This is a genomic window from Agrococcus sp. HG114 (genome assembly GCF_024723325.1).
Taxonomy (GTDB): domain Bacteria; phylum Actinomycetota; class Actinomycetes; order Actinomycetales; family Microbacteriaceae; genus Agrococcus.
The window spans coordinates 1-18972 of record NZ_JANQCH010000018.1; the positions used below are offsets into that span (position 1 = coordinate 1).

Below are 18972 nucleotides of genomic sequence, written 5' to 3' on the forward strand. Positions count from 1 at the left end.
GGGCACGGGCGCGGCGAGCCACGCGTCGGCGTCGACCGTCGCGCGCAGGCGCCCGCTGTGGCGGTCGACGAGCCCCGCGAGGGCGGCGAGGTCGAGCCGCTCGTCGAGCTGCGCGGGCTCGGCGTCGATCGCCGCGGCGAGGTCGCGGACGATCGCCGCGGGCAGCTGCGCGCGCGAGCGCAGCGTGATCGGGTGGTCGGCGACGCGGTGCACGAGCTCGGCGACCTTGATCGCCTCGTCGATCGCGAGCTGCGGCGCCGAGGCGCTCTCGAGCGGGCGCGGGACGGGCTGGGCGGCGTCGGCGCGCGCCTCGAGGGCGCGGGCTGCGATCGCGGCCACGCGGGGGAGCGCGGCGCCGTCCGCGCCGAGCAGCAGGGCGTCGAGCCTGGGCGACGAGGCGCCTGCCGCGAGCATCGCGACCTCGGCGCCCGACCGCCACCGGAGCGCCTGCTCGATCGACGCATCCGTCATGAGGTGCTCGGCGAGGTCGAACGTCGAGCTCAGCTGCGCCGGCGCCTGCCGCTCGACCACGAGCGCGTCGAGCGCCTCGTCGGGCATCGCCTGGATCCGGCCGGCGAGCGCGACGACGTCCATCAGCGCCTGCGGGCCTTGCCGGCCCCGCTCACGATCACGAGCACCACGAGGCACACGATCGACAGCGGGAGCGAGAGGAGCGGCAGCCAGTACGCGTACTGCCATGCGACGCCCGCGAAGAGCGGGACGGTGTCGCGGAACGCGACGTGGAGCATGGCGCCCGCGAAGCCGAGCACGGCGATCGCGGCGAAGGCGACGACGGCGATCGCGAGCGCGCGCTCGAGCGCGTCGCGACCGGAGCGCTCGGGTGCGGGGGCCGCGGTCGCCCTCGCGCGAGGGCGCTGCGTGGGGTTGCGGCTCGCCTTCGGCATCCCACCAGGGTACCGGCGTCAGGGGACGCTCAGCACGCCCAGTACGCTGGGTGCCGTGCGGCGGGGTGCCGCACGCGCGTGATCTGCAGCAGGAGGGTGCCATGCCGACGGGCAGGGTGAAGTTCTTCGACGAGGCCAAGGGCTTCGGCTTCATCGCCGGCGACGACGGCGTCGAGGTGTTCCTGCACGCGTCCGCGGTGCCCGATGGCGTCACGGTCAAGCCCGGCGCCAAGGTCGAGTACGGCATCGCCGAGGGCCGGCGCGGCCCGCAGGCGCTGTCGCTGCGCATGCTCGGGGCGTCGCCCGTCAAGGCCGCCCGCCGCGACACCGAGGACATGGCGATCATCGTCGAGGACCTCGTGCGCCTGCTCGACACGATCGGCAACGACCTGCGGCGGGGCCGCTATCCGAGCGCGTCCCACGGCTCGACGGTGGCCCAGATGCTGCGGAGGGTCGCCGATGACCTCGACGCCTGAGCCTCTGACCGAGGCCTCCGCGCCGACGCCCGTGGCCGCGGCCGACGCGCCGACGCCGGTGGAGGTCGAGGCGCCGACCCCGATGCCCGACGCCGAGGCGGCCGGCGCCGCCCCGGTGCCGACCGTGCCCTCGATGGAGGAGCTGCAGCTCGCGCTCGCGGCGCTCGACGAGGTCGCGCCGAAGGGCGCCGTCGGCCATGTGCAGGACGCGCTCGCCGAGGGCGACCACGTCGTCGCCATCCGGCACGCCTCGACGCTGCCCGGCTACCCCGACTGGTCGTGGACGGTGCTGCTCTCGCGCGGCATCGAGGGCGGCCCGAGCGTGCTCGAGGTGGCGCTGCTGCCCGGCGACGGCTCCCTCCTCGCCCCCGCGTGGGTGCCGTGGTCGGAGCGGCTCGCCGACTACCTGGCCGCGAAGGAGGCGGCCGCGGAGTCGGGCGACGACGAGGAGCTCGAATCGGATCTCGAGGCCGACCTCGACGACGACTTCGACGACGACTTCGAGGATGTCGACGACGACGAGCACGACGACGCCCACCACGAGGCCGACCAGGACCTCGACCGCTGACGCGGCCGCTCAGCCACGACCGCTGACGCGGCCGCTGAGCGACGACCGCTGAGCGCGGCCGCTGAGCGGGAGCGCCCGCGCTAGCCGTCGAGCAGGAAGTCGAGGCAGCGGGTGAGCTGCACGACGTCGGCCGGCTCGATCGCCGCGAACGTCGCGACCCGCAGCTGGTTGCGGCCGAGCTTGCGGTACGGCTCGGTGTCGACCACGCCGTTCGCGCGCAGCGCCTTCGCGAGGGCCGCGGCGTCGACCGACTCGTCGAAGTCGATCGTGACGACGACGTTCGAGCGGTGCGCCGGGTCGGCGACGAAGGGCGTCGCCTCGCGCCGCGCCTCGGCCCACGCGTAGAGCGTGCCCGCCGACTCCGCGGTGCGCGCGGCCATCGCCTCGAGCCCGCCGCCCGCGAGCATCCACCGGATCTGCTCCTGCAGCAGCAGCAGCGTCGTCAGCGAGGGCGTGTTGAGGGTCTGGTCGAGGCGCGAGTTCGTGACCGCCTGCTGGAGCGAGAGGAACTCGGGGATGTAGCGGCCGGACGCGGCGATCCGCTCGATGCGCTCGATCGCGGCGGGCGACGCGAGCGCGAGCCACAGGCCGCCGTCCGAGGCGAAGTTCTTCTGCGGCGCGAAGTAGTAGAGGTCGGCGGCCGACACGTCGACCGCGAGCCCGCCGGCGGCGCTCGTGGCGTCGACGACGGCGAGCGCGTCCGCCTGCGCGCCGATGACCGGGTGGAAGACGCCGGTCGACGTCTCGTTGTGCGGGTAGGCGACGACGTCGACGCCCTCGACAGGGTGCAGCACGGGCCGCGAGCCCGGCGCGGCCTCGGCGACGCTCGGCGCCTCGAGCCACGGCGCGGCGGCGGCCTTCGCGAACTTCGTGCCGAACTCGCCGAACGCGAGGTGGTGCGAGCGGTGCTGGATGAGCGAGAACGCCGCGGCGTCCCAGAAGGCGGTCGAACCGCCGTTGCCGAGCAGCACCTCGTAGCCGTCGGGGAGGGAGAAGAGCTCGGCGAGCCCCTCGCGCACCGAGCGGACGAGCGCCTTGACCGGGGCCTGGCGGTGGCTCGTGCCGAGCAGCGCGGCGTTCGCCTCGAGGTGCGCGATCTGCTCGGGCCGGACCTTCGAGGGTCCGCAGCCGAAGCGGCCGTCGGCGGGGAGGAGGTCGGCGGGGATGCGCACGTCGTTCACAGGACGATCCTACGAGCGCGGGAAGCATAGGGTGGGATGGGTTCGGTCGCGCCGGGACTGACGGGACAGGAAGCGGGAGCTGCGGGTGACGGATCTCGTCGACACGACAGAGATGTACCTCCGCACGATCCTCGATCTCGAGGAGGAGGGCATCACCCCCCTGCGCGCCCGCATCTCCGAGCGCCTCGGCCACTCCGGTCCCACGGTCTCGCAGACGATCGCGCGCATGGAGCGGGACGGCCTCGTGGTCGTCGCCCCCGACCGGCACCTCGAGCTGACGGAGGAGGGCCGTGCGCTCGCGATCCGCGTGCTGCGCAAGCACCGGCTCGCCGAGCGGCTGCTCGCCGACGTCATCGGGCTCGACTGGAGCCTCGTGCACGACGAGGCGTGCCGCTGGGAGCACGTCATGAGCGAGCAGGTCGAGCGGCGGCTGCTCGAGCTGCTCGGCAATCCCACCGAGTCGCCGTACGGCACGCCGATCCCGGGCCTCGGCGAGCTCGGGCTCCCGCAGGCCGCGCCGTTCCTCGCGGGCGTCGTGCAGGCGACGGATGCGCGGGGCGAGCGGGTGGTCCGCCGGCTCGGGGAGCCGATCCAGTCGGATGTCGAGGGGCTCGCCGAGCTGCAGGCGGCCGGCGTCGTGCCGGGAGCCCGCGTGACCGTGAGCGACGTGGCCGGGCGCATCCGCCTCGCCGTCGCTGGCGGCGCCGCGATCGACCTGCCGGTCGACCTCGCGCGCCACGTCTACCTCACGGCCTGAGCACGGGCGCCGTCCAGGGGCCGTTCAGGCGCCTCAGAGGCTCGCCGGTACCCCGCGGGGGATTGTGACGGATTGGTAACGGTCGGGTACTCTCGCACGGTCAGCCCCGCCGCTTCGGCGCGGGAACTGCACCGTCTGGGGGACACCAACGCATGGATCAGCACTCGACGACGGCCATCGCCGTCTCGCCGATGGCAGTCCGCGGTGCGCACGCATCCTCGACCGGCTCGCTCCGCCGCAGCGCGAAGAGCATCGGCGTCGTCTGCATCGCCGCAGGCCTCGTGGGGGCGCTCTCGCTCCCGGCCGCCGCCTTCTCGCCGCAGCAGGCGTCCTACAGCGAGTCGGAGCTCGCGAGCATCGTCGCCGAGAACTCGCAGCGCGTGAGCGTCGACGTGGACGCCCGTGTCGACCTCGTCGCGCGCGAGGGCATCAGCGGCACGACCGCCGCGGAGCTCGAGCAGGTGCGCGCGGCGGCCCGGGAGGCCGAGGAGGCGCGCCAGGCCGAGCTCGCCGCAGCGCGGGCCGAGGCCGCGGCGCTCGCCGCGGGCGGCGCGAGCGCGACGACCGCCGCTGCGCCCGTGAACCTGCCGCCCGCGAACAGCTCGATCGTCGCGATCGCGCAGTCGCAGCTCGGCGTGCCCTACGTCTGGGGCGGCTCGAGCCCGTCGACGGGCTTCGACTGCTCCGGCTTCACGAAGTGGGTGTACGGGCAGGCCGGCCACTACCTGCCCCACTCGTCGAACGCGCAGGCCGGCTACGGCACCCCGGTCTCGGCATCGGCCGTGGCGGCCGGCGACCTGCTCGTGTGGAGCGGGCACGTCGCGGTGTACGCGGGCGGCGACCAGATCATCCACGCGGCGACGAGCGGCAAGCCCGTGAAGTACTCGAGCTACTCGGCGATGGTCGCCGCGTTCGGCACGCCCCAGGTGCGCCGGTTCTGATGTGTGCCATGCCGTCCTGGGTCGAGGGTGACAACCAGGTAACGGTTTGGTAACGTTGCAAGAAGTGCCGCCCAGCGGCACACCGTTCTGACGGAAGTTTTGGAGTATCAGCCTGTGACGAGTCCTACTGAGATGACGGCCATCGAGGCCGGCGGCAAGAAGCGCTTCGACCGCGCCTCCGTGGTGCGCAACGCCCGCCGCGTCGGCGTGATCGCCGTGGCGGCCGCGCTGGCCACCCCCCTCGCGCTGCCCGCGTTCGCGGCCGGCAACGACAGCCCGACCGGCGAGTCCTACTCCGCGTTCGTCGCACAGGACGCGCAGTCGGTGTCCGGTGTCGTGACCGCCGGCGAGAGCGGCCTGAACGAGGCCCGCCTCGAGGTGTCCGCCACGACCGCCGAGGAGCTCCAGGCGATCCGTGCCGAGCTCGAGGCAGCCGCCCAGCGCGAGCAGGAGGAGCGCGCCGCCGAGCAGCGCGCCGCCGCCCAGGAGCAGCGCCAGCAGGCGACCACCCGCAGCGGCAGCGGCAGCAGCAGCGCGGCCGCCGCGCCCAGCGCCGCGACGGCGGGTGTCTCCGGCAGCGCCGTGGCCAACGCGGCGCTCGCGCAGGTCGGCGTGAGCCAGGACTGCGTGCAGCTCGTGCGCCGCTCGATCGCGGCCGTCGGCCTGCCCTACTCGGGCATGGGCTCGCTGTTCAACCTCGGCCCGACCATCCCCATGTCGCAGGCCTCGCCCGGCGACGTCATCTACTACTCCGACGGCGGCACGGGTCGCGCCCACATCGCGATCTACATCGGCGGCGGTCGTGCGGTGCACGGCGGCTGGTCGGGCTACAACACGGTCGTCGCGGGCGTGAACATCGGCGGCTCGGCCCCGGTCTTCATCGACATCACGTGATCTGAACCACGCGCGAAGCGCCCGTCCTCTCACGAGGGCGGGCGCTTCGGCGTACGGGGACGGATCACGGTCTTCTCTGTCCGCGCTGCGGGCCGGCGGCGGCGCAAGGCCGCAGCCCGCGCATCAGCCTGCGGGGAGGATGACGGATGCGCCGCCGTCGCCGACCCGGACGAGGCCCCGGTCGTCGACGAGCAGCACGTCGGTGCCCTCGCCCGCCGCGAGAGCCTGGAGCCTGCCTTGGAACGGCTCCCCGCTCTCCCAACCGCCACCGGGGAGCGAGCGCCACAGCAGGCCGTCGGTGCCGGCGCCGATCAGCATGCCGTCCGCCGAGCCGGCGATCTGGAACAGCAGCGGGGCGTCCGGCACCAGCGAGAAGCTCCCACCACCGTCCGTGCTCACCTGCAGGCCGTCCTCTGTGGCGGCGTACAGCGCACCGTTCGCGCCCGTGGCGAGATCTGCGACCGGCAGGGCTGCGCCAGCCGACCAGGTGCTGCCGCCGTCGGGGCTCGATCGCACGTTCGGAGCGGTCGACCCGACGCCGTAGAGGGTGCCGTCGGGTGCGGCGGTGAGCACGTGGAAGTCCTCGACGCCGGTCTGCGAGACCGGCCTCCAGGTGAGCCCGCCGTCGTCGCTCCGGATGATCCCGAGGTTCGGTGACCCGAGCTCAGCGGGGGTCGTGGGGCCGGGGTGGCCTGATGCGAGCAGGGCGTCGTCGACGACGGTGAAGCCCATCGCGTCGAAGTCGTTGCCGCCGAGCGGTCCGCTCGTGCTGCCGGCGGCGTCGACGCGGTACACGCCGGTGTGGGTGGCGAGCAGCACGGCCGCATCGCCTTCGACGGTCCCGATGCCGTGCACATGCGAGAGCGCATCGGCCTGCGGGGGCGCGGCGGGTCCGCCAGGGCTCGAGGCCGGCGCCTGCGCGCATCCGGACAGTGCGAGCGCGAACGCGCTCAGGATCAGCAGCATGCTGCTGCGGGGGGCGGTCATCGGTCGGTATCTCCAGGGTTCGGTGAGAGCGAGAGGTCGTCAGGGGCCGAGTGGAGAGGGGCACGCCGCGTGCGGCATGCCCCTCTCCGGCTGCGCGGCTCAGAGGTCTGCGAGCAGCTCCTGCATGGTGTCGATCTCTGCGGACTGGTCCGCGACGACCTGCTCGGCCAGGGCGACGGCCTCGGGGTTCAGGCCGGACTCGACCTCCGCCTCGGCCATCTCGATCGCGCCCTCGTGGTGCATGACCATCTGCTCGAGGAACAGGCGGCTCGCCTCGGCGCCTTCGGCAGCCTCGAGCGCGCCCATGTCGTCCTCCGTCATCATGCCGTCGCCGTGATCCATCCCGCCCATCGAGCCGTCGTCGTACTCGACGCCCCACTCGTCGAGCCAGCCGCGCATCGTCTCGATCTCCGGGCCTTGCGCGTCCTTGATCTGCTGCGCGAGCTCGGCGACCCGTGGGTCGATGCCCTCCTTGTCGAGGATGACGTCGGCCATCTCGACCGCCTGCTCGTGGTGCGGGATCATCATGGTGACGAACATCTCGTCGGCCGCGTTGAACTCGCTGGTGGCTTCCGTCGAGGCGCTCGAGCTGGCGCCCGGCTCCGAGCTCGGGGTCCCGGCCTGCGGCGAGCAGCCCGCGAGCACGAGGGCCGACGCGAGGATGCCGGAGGCGATGGCGATGGTGTGCAGTCTCTTCATGGGAAGAGGTCCTTTCGTTGAGTCTGATCGGTGATCGGCGCCCCAGGGGGCGTGGCGGCGCACCGGACGCATCCGGAGTGCCGCTCGGCGGATCACGTCCGACTGATCGAGAGGACGAGGAGCGATGGTGGTCGGGGGCGCGCGAGCGTGCCGCGGGCGCGCTCGACATCCCGCCCTCCGACGCGGCGCGTCGCTCTGAGCACGCCGCCCAGCTGCGGGCCGTGCAGCACCAGCAGCGTCGCCAGCAGCGCGAGCACGCACGCCATCAGCAGCATCGAGTGCTCAGGTGCGGGTGCGGGAGCGACCGGCTGGCAGTCGCACGGGTGCTCGTCGACGTCGCGCGAGGCCGGCGCCTCCTGCGCCGCCGCTGGATGCAGCGCCGTGGAGCTCGGCGCATCATGCCCCGCACCTCGGCTGCTCAGCGTGTGCATCCCGAGGAGCCCGACGATGACGGCGGCGCAGATGACGAGCGCTACCCAGAACCGTGTCGAGAAGGGTCTCGGACGGACGTCGAAGCCGCTGGCTCGCATCAGTCTGACCTCCTCTCAGCGATCAGGATACCGGCATGCCCTGCGCCGGCCCATCAAGCGCCTATGCGTACTCGATCAACGACCAGACCGTCTCATGGCGCACCTCCGTGCCAGGGCCTGGTCCCGGCTTGGCGTCCGCGCGGCGAGCGCCGCCGGGCAGCGAGCCCGGCGGCGCCGCTCCTGCCGCGGCAGGGGCACTCGTGTTCAGCCGAGCGACGCGAGCAGCTCGGCGCAGGCCGCCTCGCAGCGGCGGCACGCCTCGGCGCACACGCGGCAGTGCTCGTGCATGCCCGCGTGGCGCTCGCACTCGTCGGCACATGCCCTGCACGCCGCCTGACACGCCTCGAGCACGGCGCGCGTGATGGTCGCGTCGTAGCCGGTGTGCCGAGAGAGCACGCGTCCAGTGGTCTCGCACACGTCGGCGCAGTCGAGGTTGGTGCGGATGCACTTGGTCAGCTCTGCCACCATCTCCTCCGACAGGCACGCGTCGGCGCACGCGGTGCAGGTCTGGGCGCATTCGAAGCATGCCTCGATGCAGGCTGCCAGCGCCTGCCGATTCACAGAACCGAGGTCCTTCGGGTACGTCTCGAGCATCGACGTCACGTGATTCATCGTTCTCTCTCCTTCGTTCTCGGTCGAGGCGACATGCGTCGCCACGCAACCATCGAACCCGTATCGCGGGGCGTTGTCACCCCATCCGTGCACGCAGCCGGCGACCGGGCGCGGCGCGGCCGGACGAGACGATGGCTCGCGGTCCTCGGGCCGCGTGGCCGGGCTCGGCGCTAGACTCGTCGCGCCTGGCCTCTGTAGCTCAATGGAAGAGCATCTCCGTCCTAAGGAGCTGGTTGGGGGTTCGAGTCCCTCCAGGGGCACCGCCGCGGTGCGTCGCGCGGCCACCGGCGACGCGCCGCCACGGGACGGCCCGCTGGTGATGATCGCCTCCCGCTCGACGCGCCGATGCCCGCGACGGATATACCCCGGATGGGTATACGTTGATCGCAGGGCAGTCGCGTCGGCGCGGATGCCCGGAAGAGCAGCAGGCGCCGTCGGCGCGGTGAGTGCCACGATCCGCCTGAGCAGACGATGACGAGAGGCAGCGCAGGTGGGCACGGAGGTCGGGTCGGTGCGGGAGCACCTCCGATCCGGCTGCACCGCGCTCGGGCGCGGGCCCGGCGCCGCCGCGGGAGCAGCCGGACGATGAGCGCCTCGCGGAGGGCAGCGTGGACGCCGGAGGGAGGTCGGCGGTGAAGCACGTCCGAGCCCTCGTGCACTCCCCGGCCCGGTTGCATCGGCTGCTGCTGACCTTCACGACCGCCGTGCTGCTGATCGCCGGCCTGGTGTCCATGCACACCCTCACCGGCGGATTCCTGGACGGGCACGCCGACGCGGCGCGCACCTCCGCCGCGCCGGCCCAGGCCGACGCTCGAGCTGACATGCGCGCCACAGCCGCGACCGAGCATGGGGCCACCGCGCGCACGGGCTCCGACGCGTCGCCCGGGGGCTGCGCGGACGACTGCCGCGGCCCGGAGGGGTCTCCGGGTCACTCGATGTCGACGATGGTGTGCGTGCTGGCGCTGCTGGCTGCCGCCGTCGGGCTGTTCGCGCCTGTGCGGCTGGGCCGCCTCGGGGTCTCACTGGCCTCCCTGCCGTCGCACCGAGGCGCCGTCCTGGCTGCGCTGCCGCATCCACGGCCGCCCTCGCTCATCGTCCTCTCCATCAGTCGAACCTGATCCTGCGCGCGCTCTCGGCGGCACTGCCTGCCGGGAGGCTCCTCCTCGCCGGCGCGAGCAGGCGGATGCGAGCAGACCGACCATGAGCACGACTCCGGCGCAAGTCGCCGACACTCCGCGGTCGCTGACATCGGCACGGCCGCCGCCGACCGCCTCGAACCGTCCCACCACTGCGAAGGAACTGTGATGACCACCACGACCACCGCGACGCTGCAGGTCAGCGGCATGATCCGCGCGACCTCGAAGAACGTCACCGAAGCCCACCTGGCCCGGCAGCCCGGCGTCATCAGCGTCGACGCGAACCCGGTCGCCCAGACCGCGACCGTCACCTACGATCCCGAGACCACCTCCCTGGCTCAGCTGCAGCGCTGGGTGATCGAGTGCGGCTACCACTGCGCTGGCCAGTCCGTGCCCGACCACATCTGCGACCCGACGCACGAACCGCATGACCACGCCGCTCGCGAGGGCCATGACGGGCACGTCGGTCACGAGGGACACGAGGGGCACCCCGGCCACGGGGCGCACGCCGGCCATGAGGGGCACGCCGGTCATCAGGGGCACGCCGGCCATGAGGGGCACGTCGGCCACGACGCGCGCCCCGGAGGCGACCACGCCCATCCGGAGTCGGCCGAGACGGCCGAGCACGTCGGTCACGCCGCTGGGCAGACCGCTGCGCACGCCCACGGAGATCAGGGTGCGGCGCGCAGTGCGCAGGAGGTGATGGGCCACGGGGGCCACCACGGCGGCATGTCGATGGAAGCGATGATCCGCGACATGCGCAACCGGTTCCTGGTGGCGCTGGTCCTCTCGATCCCGATCACCCTCTGGTCGCCGATCGGCAGGGAGGTCATCGGCTTCGACGTGCCGGCCCCGTTCGGGCTGCGCGACGACGTGTTCATGCTGATCCTGTCGCTGCCGGTGATCTTCTACGCCGCGTGGATCTTCTTCGACGGCGCCTACCGCGCCCTGCGTGCCCGCACGCTGGACATGATGGTGCTCGTGGCGGTCGGCGTCGGCGCGGGCTGGATCTACAGCCTGATCGTCACGCTCACCGGTGGCGGGGAGGTCTTCTACGAGGCCGCCACGGTGCTGGCCACCTTCGTGCTGCTCGGGCACTGGGTCGAGATGCGTGCCCGCGGCGGCGCGAACGACGCGATTCGCCGCCTGCTCGAGCTGGCTCCGGCCCGGGCGGTCGTGATCCGCGACGGCGAGGAGGTCGAGATCCCCACCTCCGACGTCGTCCCCGGCGACCTGATGCTGATCCGACCCGGCGCGAAGGTCCCGACCGACGGGCAGGTCGAGGAGGGCGAGTCCGAGATCGACGAGTCGATGGTCACGGGCGAGTCGATGCCGGTCGAGAAGTCCCGGGGGTCGGAGGTCATCGGAGCCACCGTGAACACCGTCGGCACCCTCCGCGCGCGCGCCACGAAGGTCGGTGCCGACACCGCGCTGGCGCAGATCGTGAAGCTCGTGCAGGAGGCCCAGAACTCCAAGGCGCCGGGCCAGCGACTCGCGGACCGGGCGGCCTTCTGGCTCGTCCTCGTCGCCCTCATCGGAGGCTCCCTCACCTTCCTCGTCTGGATCCTCGCCGGCATGGAGCTGCCGATGGCGATCCTGTTCGCCATCACCGTCGTGGTCATCACCTGCCCCGACGCGCTCGGGCTCGCGACGCCGACCGCGATCATGGTGGGCACCGGCCTGGGCGCGGGGCGAGGCGTGCTGTTCAAGAACGCCTCCGGCATCGAGACCGCAGCCCGCATCGACACGGTCGTGCTCGACAAGACCGGCACGCTCACCAAGGGCGAGCCGGAGGTCACCGACTACCTCCCCGTCGGCACGGACGGCGTCGAGCTGCTGTCCCTGGCGGCGGCGCTCGAGCGGGAGTCGGAGCATCCGCTCGCCAAGGCGATCGTCAGCTACGCCGACAGCCGGGGCGTCCCGCGGCGAACGGCGAGCGCCTTCCGCAACGTCACCGGGCAGGGCGCGGTCGCGAGCGTCGACGGGAAGCAGGTCGTGCTCGGCAACGCGCGGCTCATGGCTGCGCAAGGCGTCGACATCAGCCCGGTATCGGCCCAGCAGCAGGCCCTCGCTGACGGGGGGAGGACCGCGATCATGGTCGCGGTCGACGGGATGATCGCCGGCGTCATCGCGCTCGCCGACGCACCCCGGGACACGGCGAAGGCCTCGATCGACGCGCTGCACGAGCAGGGGATCGAGGTGGCCATGCTCACCGGCGACAACCAGCCCACCGCCGAACGGATCGCGTCGCTGCTCGGCATCGACACGGTCATCGCCGATGTGCTGCCGGAGGACAAGTCGGCGAAGATCGCCGAGCTGCAGAAGGCGGGCAAGAAGGTCGCGATGGTCGGCGACGGCGTCAACGACGCGCCCGCCCTCGCGCAGGCCGACCTCGGCATCGCGATCGGCGCCGGCACCGACGTCGCGATCGAGACCGCCGACGTCGTGCTGATGCGCTCGGACCCGCTGGACGTCGCGATCGCGCTGAAGATCGGCAAGGGCACGCTGCGGAAGATGCGGCAGAACCTCGCCTGGGCGATCGGCTACAACGCGATCGCCCTGCCGATCGCCGCCGGAGTGTTCTACCCCGCGTTCGGGATCATGCTCACGCCCGAGATCGCCGCGATCAGCATGTCGGGCTCCAGCGTCATCGTCGCGGTCAACGCGCTCCTCCTCAAGAGGCTTCGACTGCCCGCGAGCGCCGATCGCGCAGCTGCGCACGCGCCCGCGCCGGCGACGGTCTCGGGCGTGGCCTCATGAAGCTCCACGGCACCTCGCGGTGAGCCGGATGCGACCCGGCGCGCATAGGCCGCATCGTCTCGAGACCGCGTACGACGCGGTGCTGTTCGACATGGACGGCGTCGTGACGAACACCGCGGTCCTCCATGCCGCCGCATGGAAGCGGCTCTTCGACGACGTCCTCCGGGATCCGAGAGCTCACGTCCAGGATCCGCAGAACCTCTTCGACCCGGTGAAGGACTACCGGCGATATGTGGACGGCAGGAGCCGTGAGGACGGGGTAGCAGCGTATCTCGGAGCCCGAGGCGTCGAGCTGAGCGCGGGGCGATCCGACGACCCGCCCTCGGCGTGGACGATCGCCGGCCTCGCCGCCCGCAAGAACGAGCTCTTCCTGGAGGAGCTGCGCACGCGGGAGCTGCGCGTCTACCCGGGCACGTCGGCGCTGCTGCGCCGGCTGCGGGAAGGGGCCGTGCCCGTCGGTCTGGTGACCGCGAGCAGGAACGCGCAGCAGCTGCTGGAGGCGGCGGGACTCGCCGACGCCTTCGACACGGTCGTGGACGGCGTGACCGCGGCCGAGCATCGCCTGCGGGGCAAGCCGCACCCCGACATGTTCACCGAGGCGGCACGAAGGCTCGGGGTCGCCGCCGCTCGCACCGCGATCGTCGAGGACTCGGTCGCCGGCGTGGAGGCCGGTCGAGCCGGCGGCTTCGGGTTCGTCGTCGGCATCGACCGCGCGGGACAGCGCGCGGAGCTCGAGGCCGCGGGCGCCCACATCGTGCTGAGCGATGTCGGGGAGCTCGACCTGGGCGCCTCGACGGCCGACCCCTGGCAGCTCGTCTACGACGGCTTCGACCCCGCGCACGAGGGGCACCGCGAGGTGCTGACAGCGCTGGGCAGCGGCTACCTGGTCACGCGCGGCGTCCGGCCGGAGCACCACGACGACGGCATCCACTACCCCGGCACCTACCTTGCGGGCGTCTACAACCGGCTGACGAGCACGATCCACGAGCGCGCTCTCGAGGAGGAGCACCTCGTCAACACGCCGAACTGGCTCCACGTGGACCTGCGGATCGAAGACGGGCCATGGCTCTCGTCCGGACTGCTCCCGACCCAGCGGGAGCGACGCGAGCTCGACCTCCGGCGGGGGCTCGTCACGCGTCGGGCCATCCTCACCAGCCCGGACGGCAACCGGCTCGAGCTCGTGCAGCGCTCCTTCGTCTCCATGGACGAGCCGCACCTCGCGGTCCTGGAGACGATCATCACCGCACCGGACTGGAGCGGCACGGTCACACTTCGGGCGGGAGTCGACGCGGGGGTGCGCAACTCCAACGTCGCCGCCTACGTCGGCTCGGATGCCGCCCACCTCACCGCGCCGGTGTTCCGGGATGTGGACGACGTCACCGTCTGCGAGGTGCAGACCCGGCAGAGCCGGATCCGCATCGCCACGGCAGTGCGCACATGCCTCGCCGGCGCTGCCGATGCGACGGCACGGAGCAGCGGAACGAGCTCGCGAGCGAGCCGAGACTTCCGCGTCCACCTGCAGCAGGGCCGGCCGGTCACGCTCACGAAGACTGCGGCGGTGTTCACGTCCCGCGACCGAGCCATCAGCGAACCGGGCGCCGCTGCCCTCGGCCTGCTCGCAGAGCGCGCCGGAGATGTCGCCGTGCTGCTCGAACGGCACGAGGCGGCATGGCGACGGCTCTGGCGACCCTTCGGCGTGACCCTGGGCGCCGATGCGCACAGCCAGCTCGTGCTGAACCTGCACGTCTTCCACCTGCTGCAGACCCTGTCGCCGCACACCGCCGGGCTCGACGCCGGCGTGCCCGCTCGAGGACTGCACGGCGAAGGCTACCGGGGTCACGTCTTCTGGGACGAGGTGTTCGCGCTGCCGGTCCTCGACACTCGCCTGCCGGAGGTGAGCCGAGCGCTGATCGACTACCGGTGGCGGCGCCTGCACGCAGCTCGCACAGCTGCAGCCGCCTCCGGGCTGGCTGGCGCGCTGTTCCCCTGGCAGAGCGGCAGCGACGGCCGCGAGGAGACTCCCGCGGCGCTCTACAACCCGCGTTCCGGCAGGTGGATGCCCGACAACTCGCATCGCCAGCGCCATGTCGGACTCGCGATCGCGCACAACGCCTGGCGGCACTATCAGGCCACCGGGGATCTCGAGTGGCTCGCCGAGCGCGGCGGCGAGCTCATCATCGAGGTGACGCGGCTCTTCGCCTCCCTCGCGGTGCACGACGCGACCACCGACAGGTTCCACATCGCCGGAGTGATGGGTCCCGACGAGTTCCACGACGGGCCCGCGGATGCCCCCGGGCAGGGCCTGCGCGACAACACCTACACCAACGTCCTCGCCTCCTGGGTCGCGATGCGAGCCGGGGATGTGCTCGCCCTCCTCGAGGGCCACCGCAGCGAGGGGCTGCGCGACCGGCTGGCCGTCACGGACGACGAGATCGCGCAGTGGGCCCGGCTCAGCACGCGTCTCGCAGTGGTCTTCCATGACGACGGGGTGCTCAGCCAGTTCGACGGCTACGAAGGCCTCCAGGAGCTGCCCTGGGATCGCTACCGCGACCAGTACGGCAACATCGGCCGCCTCGACCTCATCCTCGAGGCCGAGGACGACAGCACCAATCGGTACAAGCTCGCCAAGCAGCCCGACGTCGTCATGCTGGTCTACCTGCTCGGCCGCGACGGGGTGCGCGAGCAGCTGGCCGCACTCGGCTACCCCTTCTCCGAGGCCGACCTCATCCGCACCGTCGACTACTACCTCGCCCGCACCGCCGACGGCTCGACGCTGAGCCGCGTCGTGAACGCCTCCGTCCTCGCGGGCATCGACCCCGCGCGCTCCTGGATCGCGTTCCGCGAAGCACTCATCGCCGACCTCGACGATTCCCAGGGCGGCACCACGCGCGAGGGGATCCATCTCGGCGCGATGGCCGGCACCGTGGATCTGCCCGTCCGCTCCTTCGCGGGCATGACGGTCGGCGTCGACGAGCTCGTCTTCGCTCCGCGGCTCCCGCCCCACTTGACGCGCGTCGCCTTCCGCCTCCGATACCGCGGCCACCTCATCGAGGTGACGCTCAGCGGCAGCAGCCTCGCGCTGCGCGCCGGCCCGACGACGGCCCCCGCCTTCAGGGTCAGGGTCGGCGACGACAGCAGGCGGCTGTGCGGCGGCGAGACCCAGGTGTTCGCACTCCGCGCGCCCGACGTCCGCCCGGCGGTCCTCGCGACGGAGTCGCGATGACCGCGCGCCACGCCCACGCCCCCCACACCCATCAGAGAGGCACGCTCATGCATACCATCCGAGTCGGCGTCAACGGCTACGGCGTGATCGGGAAGCGCGTCGCCGACGCGATCCTCCTGCAGCCGGACATGCACCTGGTCGGCGTCGCGGACATCGCCGACGACTGGCGCATCAAGGCCGCCGCGAACCGGCTGCCCGTGTTCGCCTCGACCGCCGACGCCCGCCAGACGATGGAGGATGCCGGCGTCGCCCACCGCGGAACGCTCGACGACCTGCTCGCGCAGTGCGATGTGATCGTCGACACCACTCCGAAGCATGTCGCGGCCGCCAACATGGAGCGCTACCGCGCCGCCGGCGTGAAGACGGTGCTGCAGGGAGGCGAATCGCATGCGACGACCGGCCACTCCTTCGTCGCCCAAGCCAACTACGCCACTGCGGTCGGCCGTGACAGCACCCGGGTGGTGTCGTGCAACACGACCGCCATCGTCCGCGTCCTCGGCGCCCTCGACGCGGCGGGGCTGCTGCGGCGGGCGCGCGGAGTGCTGATCCGCCGCGCGACCGACCCGTGGGAGTCGCACCTGGGCGGCGTCATGAACACGGTGGTGCCCGAGCCGACCATCCCCTCGCACCAGGGCCCCGACGCGCGCACCGTGCTCGCTGACCTGGACGTCGTCACCATCGCGGCGAAGGGCGCCCACACGCAGACGCACAACCACTACTGGACGCTGCAGCTGACCCGGGACGCGACCCGCGACGAGGTCCTGGGCGCCCTGCGCGCGGCGCCCCGCCTCGCCTTCATCCGCATGTCCGACGGCCTCGTCGCGCTCAACTCCACGATCGAGCTGATGCGAGACCTCGGCCGCCCGCGGGGGGACATGTGGGAGGTCGCCGTCTGGGAGGACCTGATCACCGTCGCCGGCGACGAGGCATACCTCGTCTGCCAGGTCTACAACGAAGCGATCGTCGTGCCCGAGACCATCGACGCGATCCGCGCCCTCACCGGCATCGTCACCGACGCTGCGACCTCGATCCGCCTCACGGACGAGACCCTCGGCATGCGCCAGGACTTCCTCGCTCCAGCGCAGCACGAGGCGCCGCCGACGCCCAGGCCGGCGGCGGCACGCGGGTAGCATCGGAGGCGGTGCCGTCCCGCCCGAGCGACCCCTCCGCACGGGCGACCCGGCCGCAGCCCCCGACGCATCCGACCCCGAACCGCAACGAGAGCGAGCGCATGAGCATCACCGCGACCGAGCCGAAGCCCGCGAAGGCGACCGACGGGGTCGCGTGGGACGCGCAGGTGCTCGAGGGCCAGTCGCGCGCGCACTACATGCAGTCGGATGCGTGGGCCCGCACGCGCGAGGAGAGCCCGTGGCGGGCGCTCCGCGACGTCGTCACGGTGCCCACGAGGGGGTCGGGCACGCGTGAGCTGCCGATCCAGCTGTTCGAGCGGACCGCCCCGCTCGCGGGACGCATCCTCTTCCTGCCGCGGGTGAGCGGCATCGACGCATCCGCGATCGACGCGATCACCGCGCGCGCGAAGGCCTACCCGAAGCGCTGGTTCGGGCTGAAGATGGAGACGTTCCAGGCCGAGGACCCCGAGCTCATCGCCGCGTTCGAGCGCAACGGCTGGGTGCGCGCGGCCTCGAGCCAGTACCAGCACGCCGTCGCCGTCGACCTCACAGGCTCGCTCGATGAGGTCGCCGCGCGCTTCAAGAAGCGCGCGCGCAACAGCTACCGCGCCGCGGAGAACAAGTTCGGCGTCACGGTGCGCAAGACGCCGATGACGCCTGAGAGCGAGGCCGAGATGCATCGCCTCATCGGTGAGACGAAGGAGCGCTCGGGCGGCTACTTCCGCCACCCCGAGTACTTCCAGCGCATCTGGGACGTCTACAAGACCGTCGGCCAGGGCCACTTCTACGTCGCAGAGTACGAGGGCGAGGTGCAATCGATGGCGTTCGTGATCCGCTTCGGCGACAGCGCCTGGTACAAGGACGCCGGCAGCATCCGCGAGAACGCGAAGATCTTCGCGCCCTACCTCATGCAGTGGAAGATCATGCAGGACCTCCACGCCGACGGCGTCACGCTGTACGAGCTCGCGAACATCCCCGACCCGGCCGAGTGGGAGACGAGCGACATCCGCGGCCTCTACACGTTCAAGACCGCGTGGGCGCCCGAGCCCGTGAAGTACATGCCCACGTTCGAGCTGCCGCTCAACGGCCGCTACCCGCTGTGGCAGAAGGCGGGCCGCTGGCTGCGCGCCGTCTACACGCGCCGCACGGGCGACGCCTGGTTCTGAGTCAGTTCGCGACCTCGAGGCGCACCTGACGGGTCGTGAGCCACAGCGCCGGGTCGAACGAGACGTAGTCGGCGTTCTTCAGCTCGAGGTGCAGGTGCGGGCCGGTCGAGCGGCCGCTGCTGCCGAGCTGGGCGATGACGGTGTCCATGCTCACGACCTGGCCGACCTCGACGCGGATCGAGCCGGGCAGCAGGTGGCCGTACCACGACTGCACGAACTGGCCGTCGATGTTGTGGTCGATGAAGACCGAGTAGCCGCCGCCGCCCGGGTTGTCGCCGTAGAAGACCTCGGACACCACGCCGTTCGCGATCGGGCGGATCTCCTCGCCCGCCGGGAGCGCGATGTCGGTGCCGCCGTGGAAGCCCCCGCCGCGGTAGCCGAAGCCGCTCGAGACCGGCAGCTGGGCGCGGCTCGGGAAGGGCGTCTGCACGGCGCTCGTCGAGAGCATCGCCCAGACCTTCGGGAACGCGGGGTCGCCGCCGTACGACGAGCCGGGGACCTCGGAGTCGGCGACCGCCTGCAGCTCGGCGATGCGGGCGGGGGAGAGCGCGCCGCTGTCGAGCACCTCGGGCGCCTCCCGCACCACGATGTCGTCGCGAGCGAGGACGCTCGGCTCGCCGGCGACCGCGTCGACCCGCTGCGGCGCGCGCTCGGGCGCTACGACGGCGGTGGCCGCCTCGACCGGCGGCTGCACCGCGGCGGCCGGGAGTGCCGGCACGAGCACCATCGATGCGGTCACGAGCAGCGATGCGCCCGCCGAGATGCGCTGCGCGAGCCGGCGTGCGTCGGTCGCCATCCTCCCCGGCTCCAGTCGGGCGATCGGCGGGGCGGGCGCGATCGCGTGCGTCGGGCGGGCTCGGAAGGGCTGCTGCATCACGCGGCGGGTCATCCTCGGGGATCGGGAGCGAGAGGGCGGGGGCGGCGGCTCGGCGCGCGCCGACCGTCAATTGTAACGGTGTTATAACGATGGGGCAACGGTGGGCTGCGCGCCCGAATCCGCGCGGGCC

18 protein-coding genes and 1 tRNA gene are annotated in these 18972 nt (G+C 72.4%); 11 read left to right on the forward strand and 8 right to left on the reverse strand.

Annotated elements, in window-relative coordinates; translation table 11 throughout:
* Positions 1 to 594 (reverse strand): hypothetical protein (locus NWP09_RS03545; protein ID WP_258274161.1); only part of this gene is annotated, 594 nt, incomplete at its 3' end.
* Complete coding sequence (locus NWP09_RS03550; RefSeq protein WP_258274162.1) at positions 594 to 905, reverse strand: hypothetical protein; 312 nt, start codon at positions 903 to 905, stop codon at positions 594 to 596. The genes NWP09_RS03545 and NWP09_RS03550, both read right to left, overlap by 1 nt.
* 101 nt (positions 906 to 1006) lie before the next feature.
* Between NWP09_RS03550 and NWP09_RS03555 the strand changes: the two genes are divergently transcribed.
* Together NWP09_RS03555 and NWP09_RS03560 are read left to right on the forward strand one after the other, a co-directional pair.
* The gene (locus NWP09_RS03555; RefSeq protein ID WP_258274163.1) at positions 1007 to 1381 is read left to right on the forward strand and encodes a cold-shock protein; all 375 of its coding nucleotides are present in this window, start codon (positions 1007 to 1009) and stop codon (positions 1379 to 1381) included.
* Positions 1365 to 1949, forward strand: a complete 585-nt coding sequence (locus NWP09_RS03560) for a DUF3027 domain-containing protein (protein WP_258274164.1) — start codon at positions 1365 to 1367, stop codon at positions 1947 to 1949. The genes NWP09_RS03555 and NWP09_RS03560 overlap by 17 nt, the downstream gene beginning before the upstream one ends.
* 80 nt (positions 1950 to 2029) lie before the next feature.
* Here the strand turns inward: NWP09_RS03560 and serC are convergent, their stop codons facing one another.
* The gene (serC, locus tag NWP09_RS03565) at positions 2030 to 3130 is read right to left on the reverse strand and encodes a phosphoserine transaminase (protein WP_258274165.1); all 1101 of its coding nucleotides are present in this window, start codon (positions 3128 to 3130) and stop codon (positions 2030 to 2032) included.
* An 85-nt stretch (positions 3131 to 3215) separates the two neighbouring features.
* Between serC and NWP09_RS03570 the strand changes: the two genes are divergently transcribed.
* From NWP09_RS03570 to NWP09_RS03580, 3 genes are all read left to right on the forward strand, one after another.
* On the forward strand, positions 3216 to 3887 hold the full coding sequence (locus tag NWP09_RS03570) for a metal-dependent transcriptional regulator (protein ID WP_258274166.1): 672 nt from the start codon (positions 3216 to 3218) through the stop codon (positions 3885 to 3887).
* 152 nt (positions 3888 to 4039) lie between these two features.
* A complete protein-coding gene (locus NWP09_RS03575; protein ID WP_258274167.1) occupies positions 4040 to 4828 on the forward strand; it encodes a C40 family peptidase in 789 nt (262 codons plus the stop codon).
* A gap of 132 nt (positions 4829 to 4960) precedes the next feature.
* Positions 4961 to 5722, forward strand: coding sequence for an NlpC/P60 family protein (locus NWP09_RS03580; protein ID WP_258274168.1), 762 nt, complete (start codon positions 4961 to 4963; stop codon positions 5720 to 5722).
* A gap of 123 nt (positions 5723 to 5845) precedes the next feature.
* On the opposite strand, the gene NWP09_RS03585 is transcribed toward NWP09_RS03580, so the two are convergent.
* From NWP09_RS03585 to NWP09_RS03600, 4 genes are all read right to left on the reverse strand, one after another.
* Positions 5846 to 6709: a F510_1955 family glycosylhydrolase gene (locus NWP09_RS03585; protein ID WP_258274169.1), complete on the reverse strand. Its 864-nt coding sequence runs from the start codon at positions 6707 to 6709 to the stop codon at positions 5846 to 5848.
* A gap of 99 nt (positions 6710 to 6808) precedes the next feature.
* Positions 6809 to 7408 carry a DUF305 domain-containing protein gene (locus tag NWP09_RS03590; protein ID WP_258274170.1) on the reverse strand — a complete coding sequence of 200 codons (600 nt, stop codon included), beginning with the start codon at positions 7406 to 7408 and terminating at the stop codon, positions 6809 to 6811.
* A gap of 92 nt (positions 7409 to 7500) precedes the next feature.
* On the reverse strand, positions 7501 to 7938 hold the full coding sequence (locus NWP09_RS03595) for a DUF6153 family protein (protein WP_258274171.1): 438 nt from the start codon (positions 7936 to 7938) through the stop codon (positions 7501 to 7503).
* Positions 7939 to 8142: 204 nt separating this feature from the next.
* Positions 8143 to 8550, reverse strand: coding sequence for a four-helix bundle copper-binding protein (locus NWP09_RS03600; RefSeq protein WP_258274184.1), 408 nt, complete (start codon positions 8548 to 8550; stop codon positions 8143 to 8145).
* A gap of 188 nt (positions 8551 to 8738) precedes the next feature.
* Here NWP09_RS03600 and NWP09_RS03605 point away from each other — a divergent pair.
* The 6 genes from NWP09_RS03605 (at position 8739) to NWP09_RS03630 (ending at position 17965) form a co-directional block, all read left to right on the forward strand.
* A tRNA-Arg gene (locus NWP09_RS03605) sits at positions 8739 to 8810 on the forward strand.
* Between the two features lie 372 nt (positions 8811 to 9182).
* Entirely contained in the window at positions 9183 to 9668 is a 486-nt protein-coding gene (locus NWP09_RS03610; RefSeq protein WP_258274172.1) for a DUF6153 family protein, read from the forward strand.
* A 186-nt stretch (positions 9669 to 9854) separates the two neighbouring features.
* On the forward strand, positions 9855 to 12446 hold the full coding sequence (locus tag NWP09_RS03615; RefSeq protein ID WP_258274173.1) for a heavy metal translocating P-type ATPase: 2592 nt from the start codon (positions 9855 to 9857) through the stop codon (positions 12444 to 12446).
* Between the two features lie 28 nt (positions 12447 to 12474).
* Entirely contained in the window at positions 12475 to 15669 is a 3195-nt protein-coding gene (locus NWP09_RS03620) for a beta-phosphoglucomutase family hydrolase (RefSeq protein WP_258274185.1), read from the forward strand.
* Positions 15670 to 15716: 47 nt separating this feature from the next.
* Positions 15717 to 16799, forward strand: a complete 1083-nt coding sequence (locus tag NWP09_RS03625) for a type II glyceraldehyde-3-phosphate dehydrogenase (protein ID WP_258274174.1) — start codon at positions 15717 to 15719, stop codon at positions 16797 to 16799.
* Between the two features lie 101 nt (positions 16800 to 16900).
* Entirely contained in the window at positions 16901 to 17965 is a 1065-nt protein-coding gene (locus NWP09_RS03630; RefSeq protein ID WP_258274175.1) for a peptidoglycan bridge formation glycyltransferase FemA/FemB family protein, read from the forward strand.
* Position 17966: 1 nt separating this feature from the next.
* Here NWP09_RS03630 and NWP09_RS03635 read toward each other — a convergent pair whose 3' ends face one another.
* Positions 17967 to 18761 carry a M23 family metallopeptidase gene (locus NWP09_RS03635; RefSeq protein ID WP_258274176.1) on the reverse strand — a complete coding sequence of 265 codons (795 nt, stop codon included), beginning with the start codon at positions 18759 to 18761 and terminating at the stop codon, positions 17967 to 17969.
* Positions 18762 to 18972: the final 211 nt, after the last annotated feature.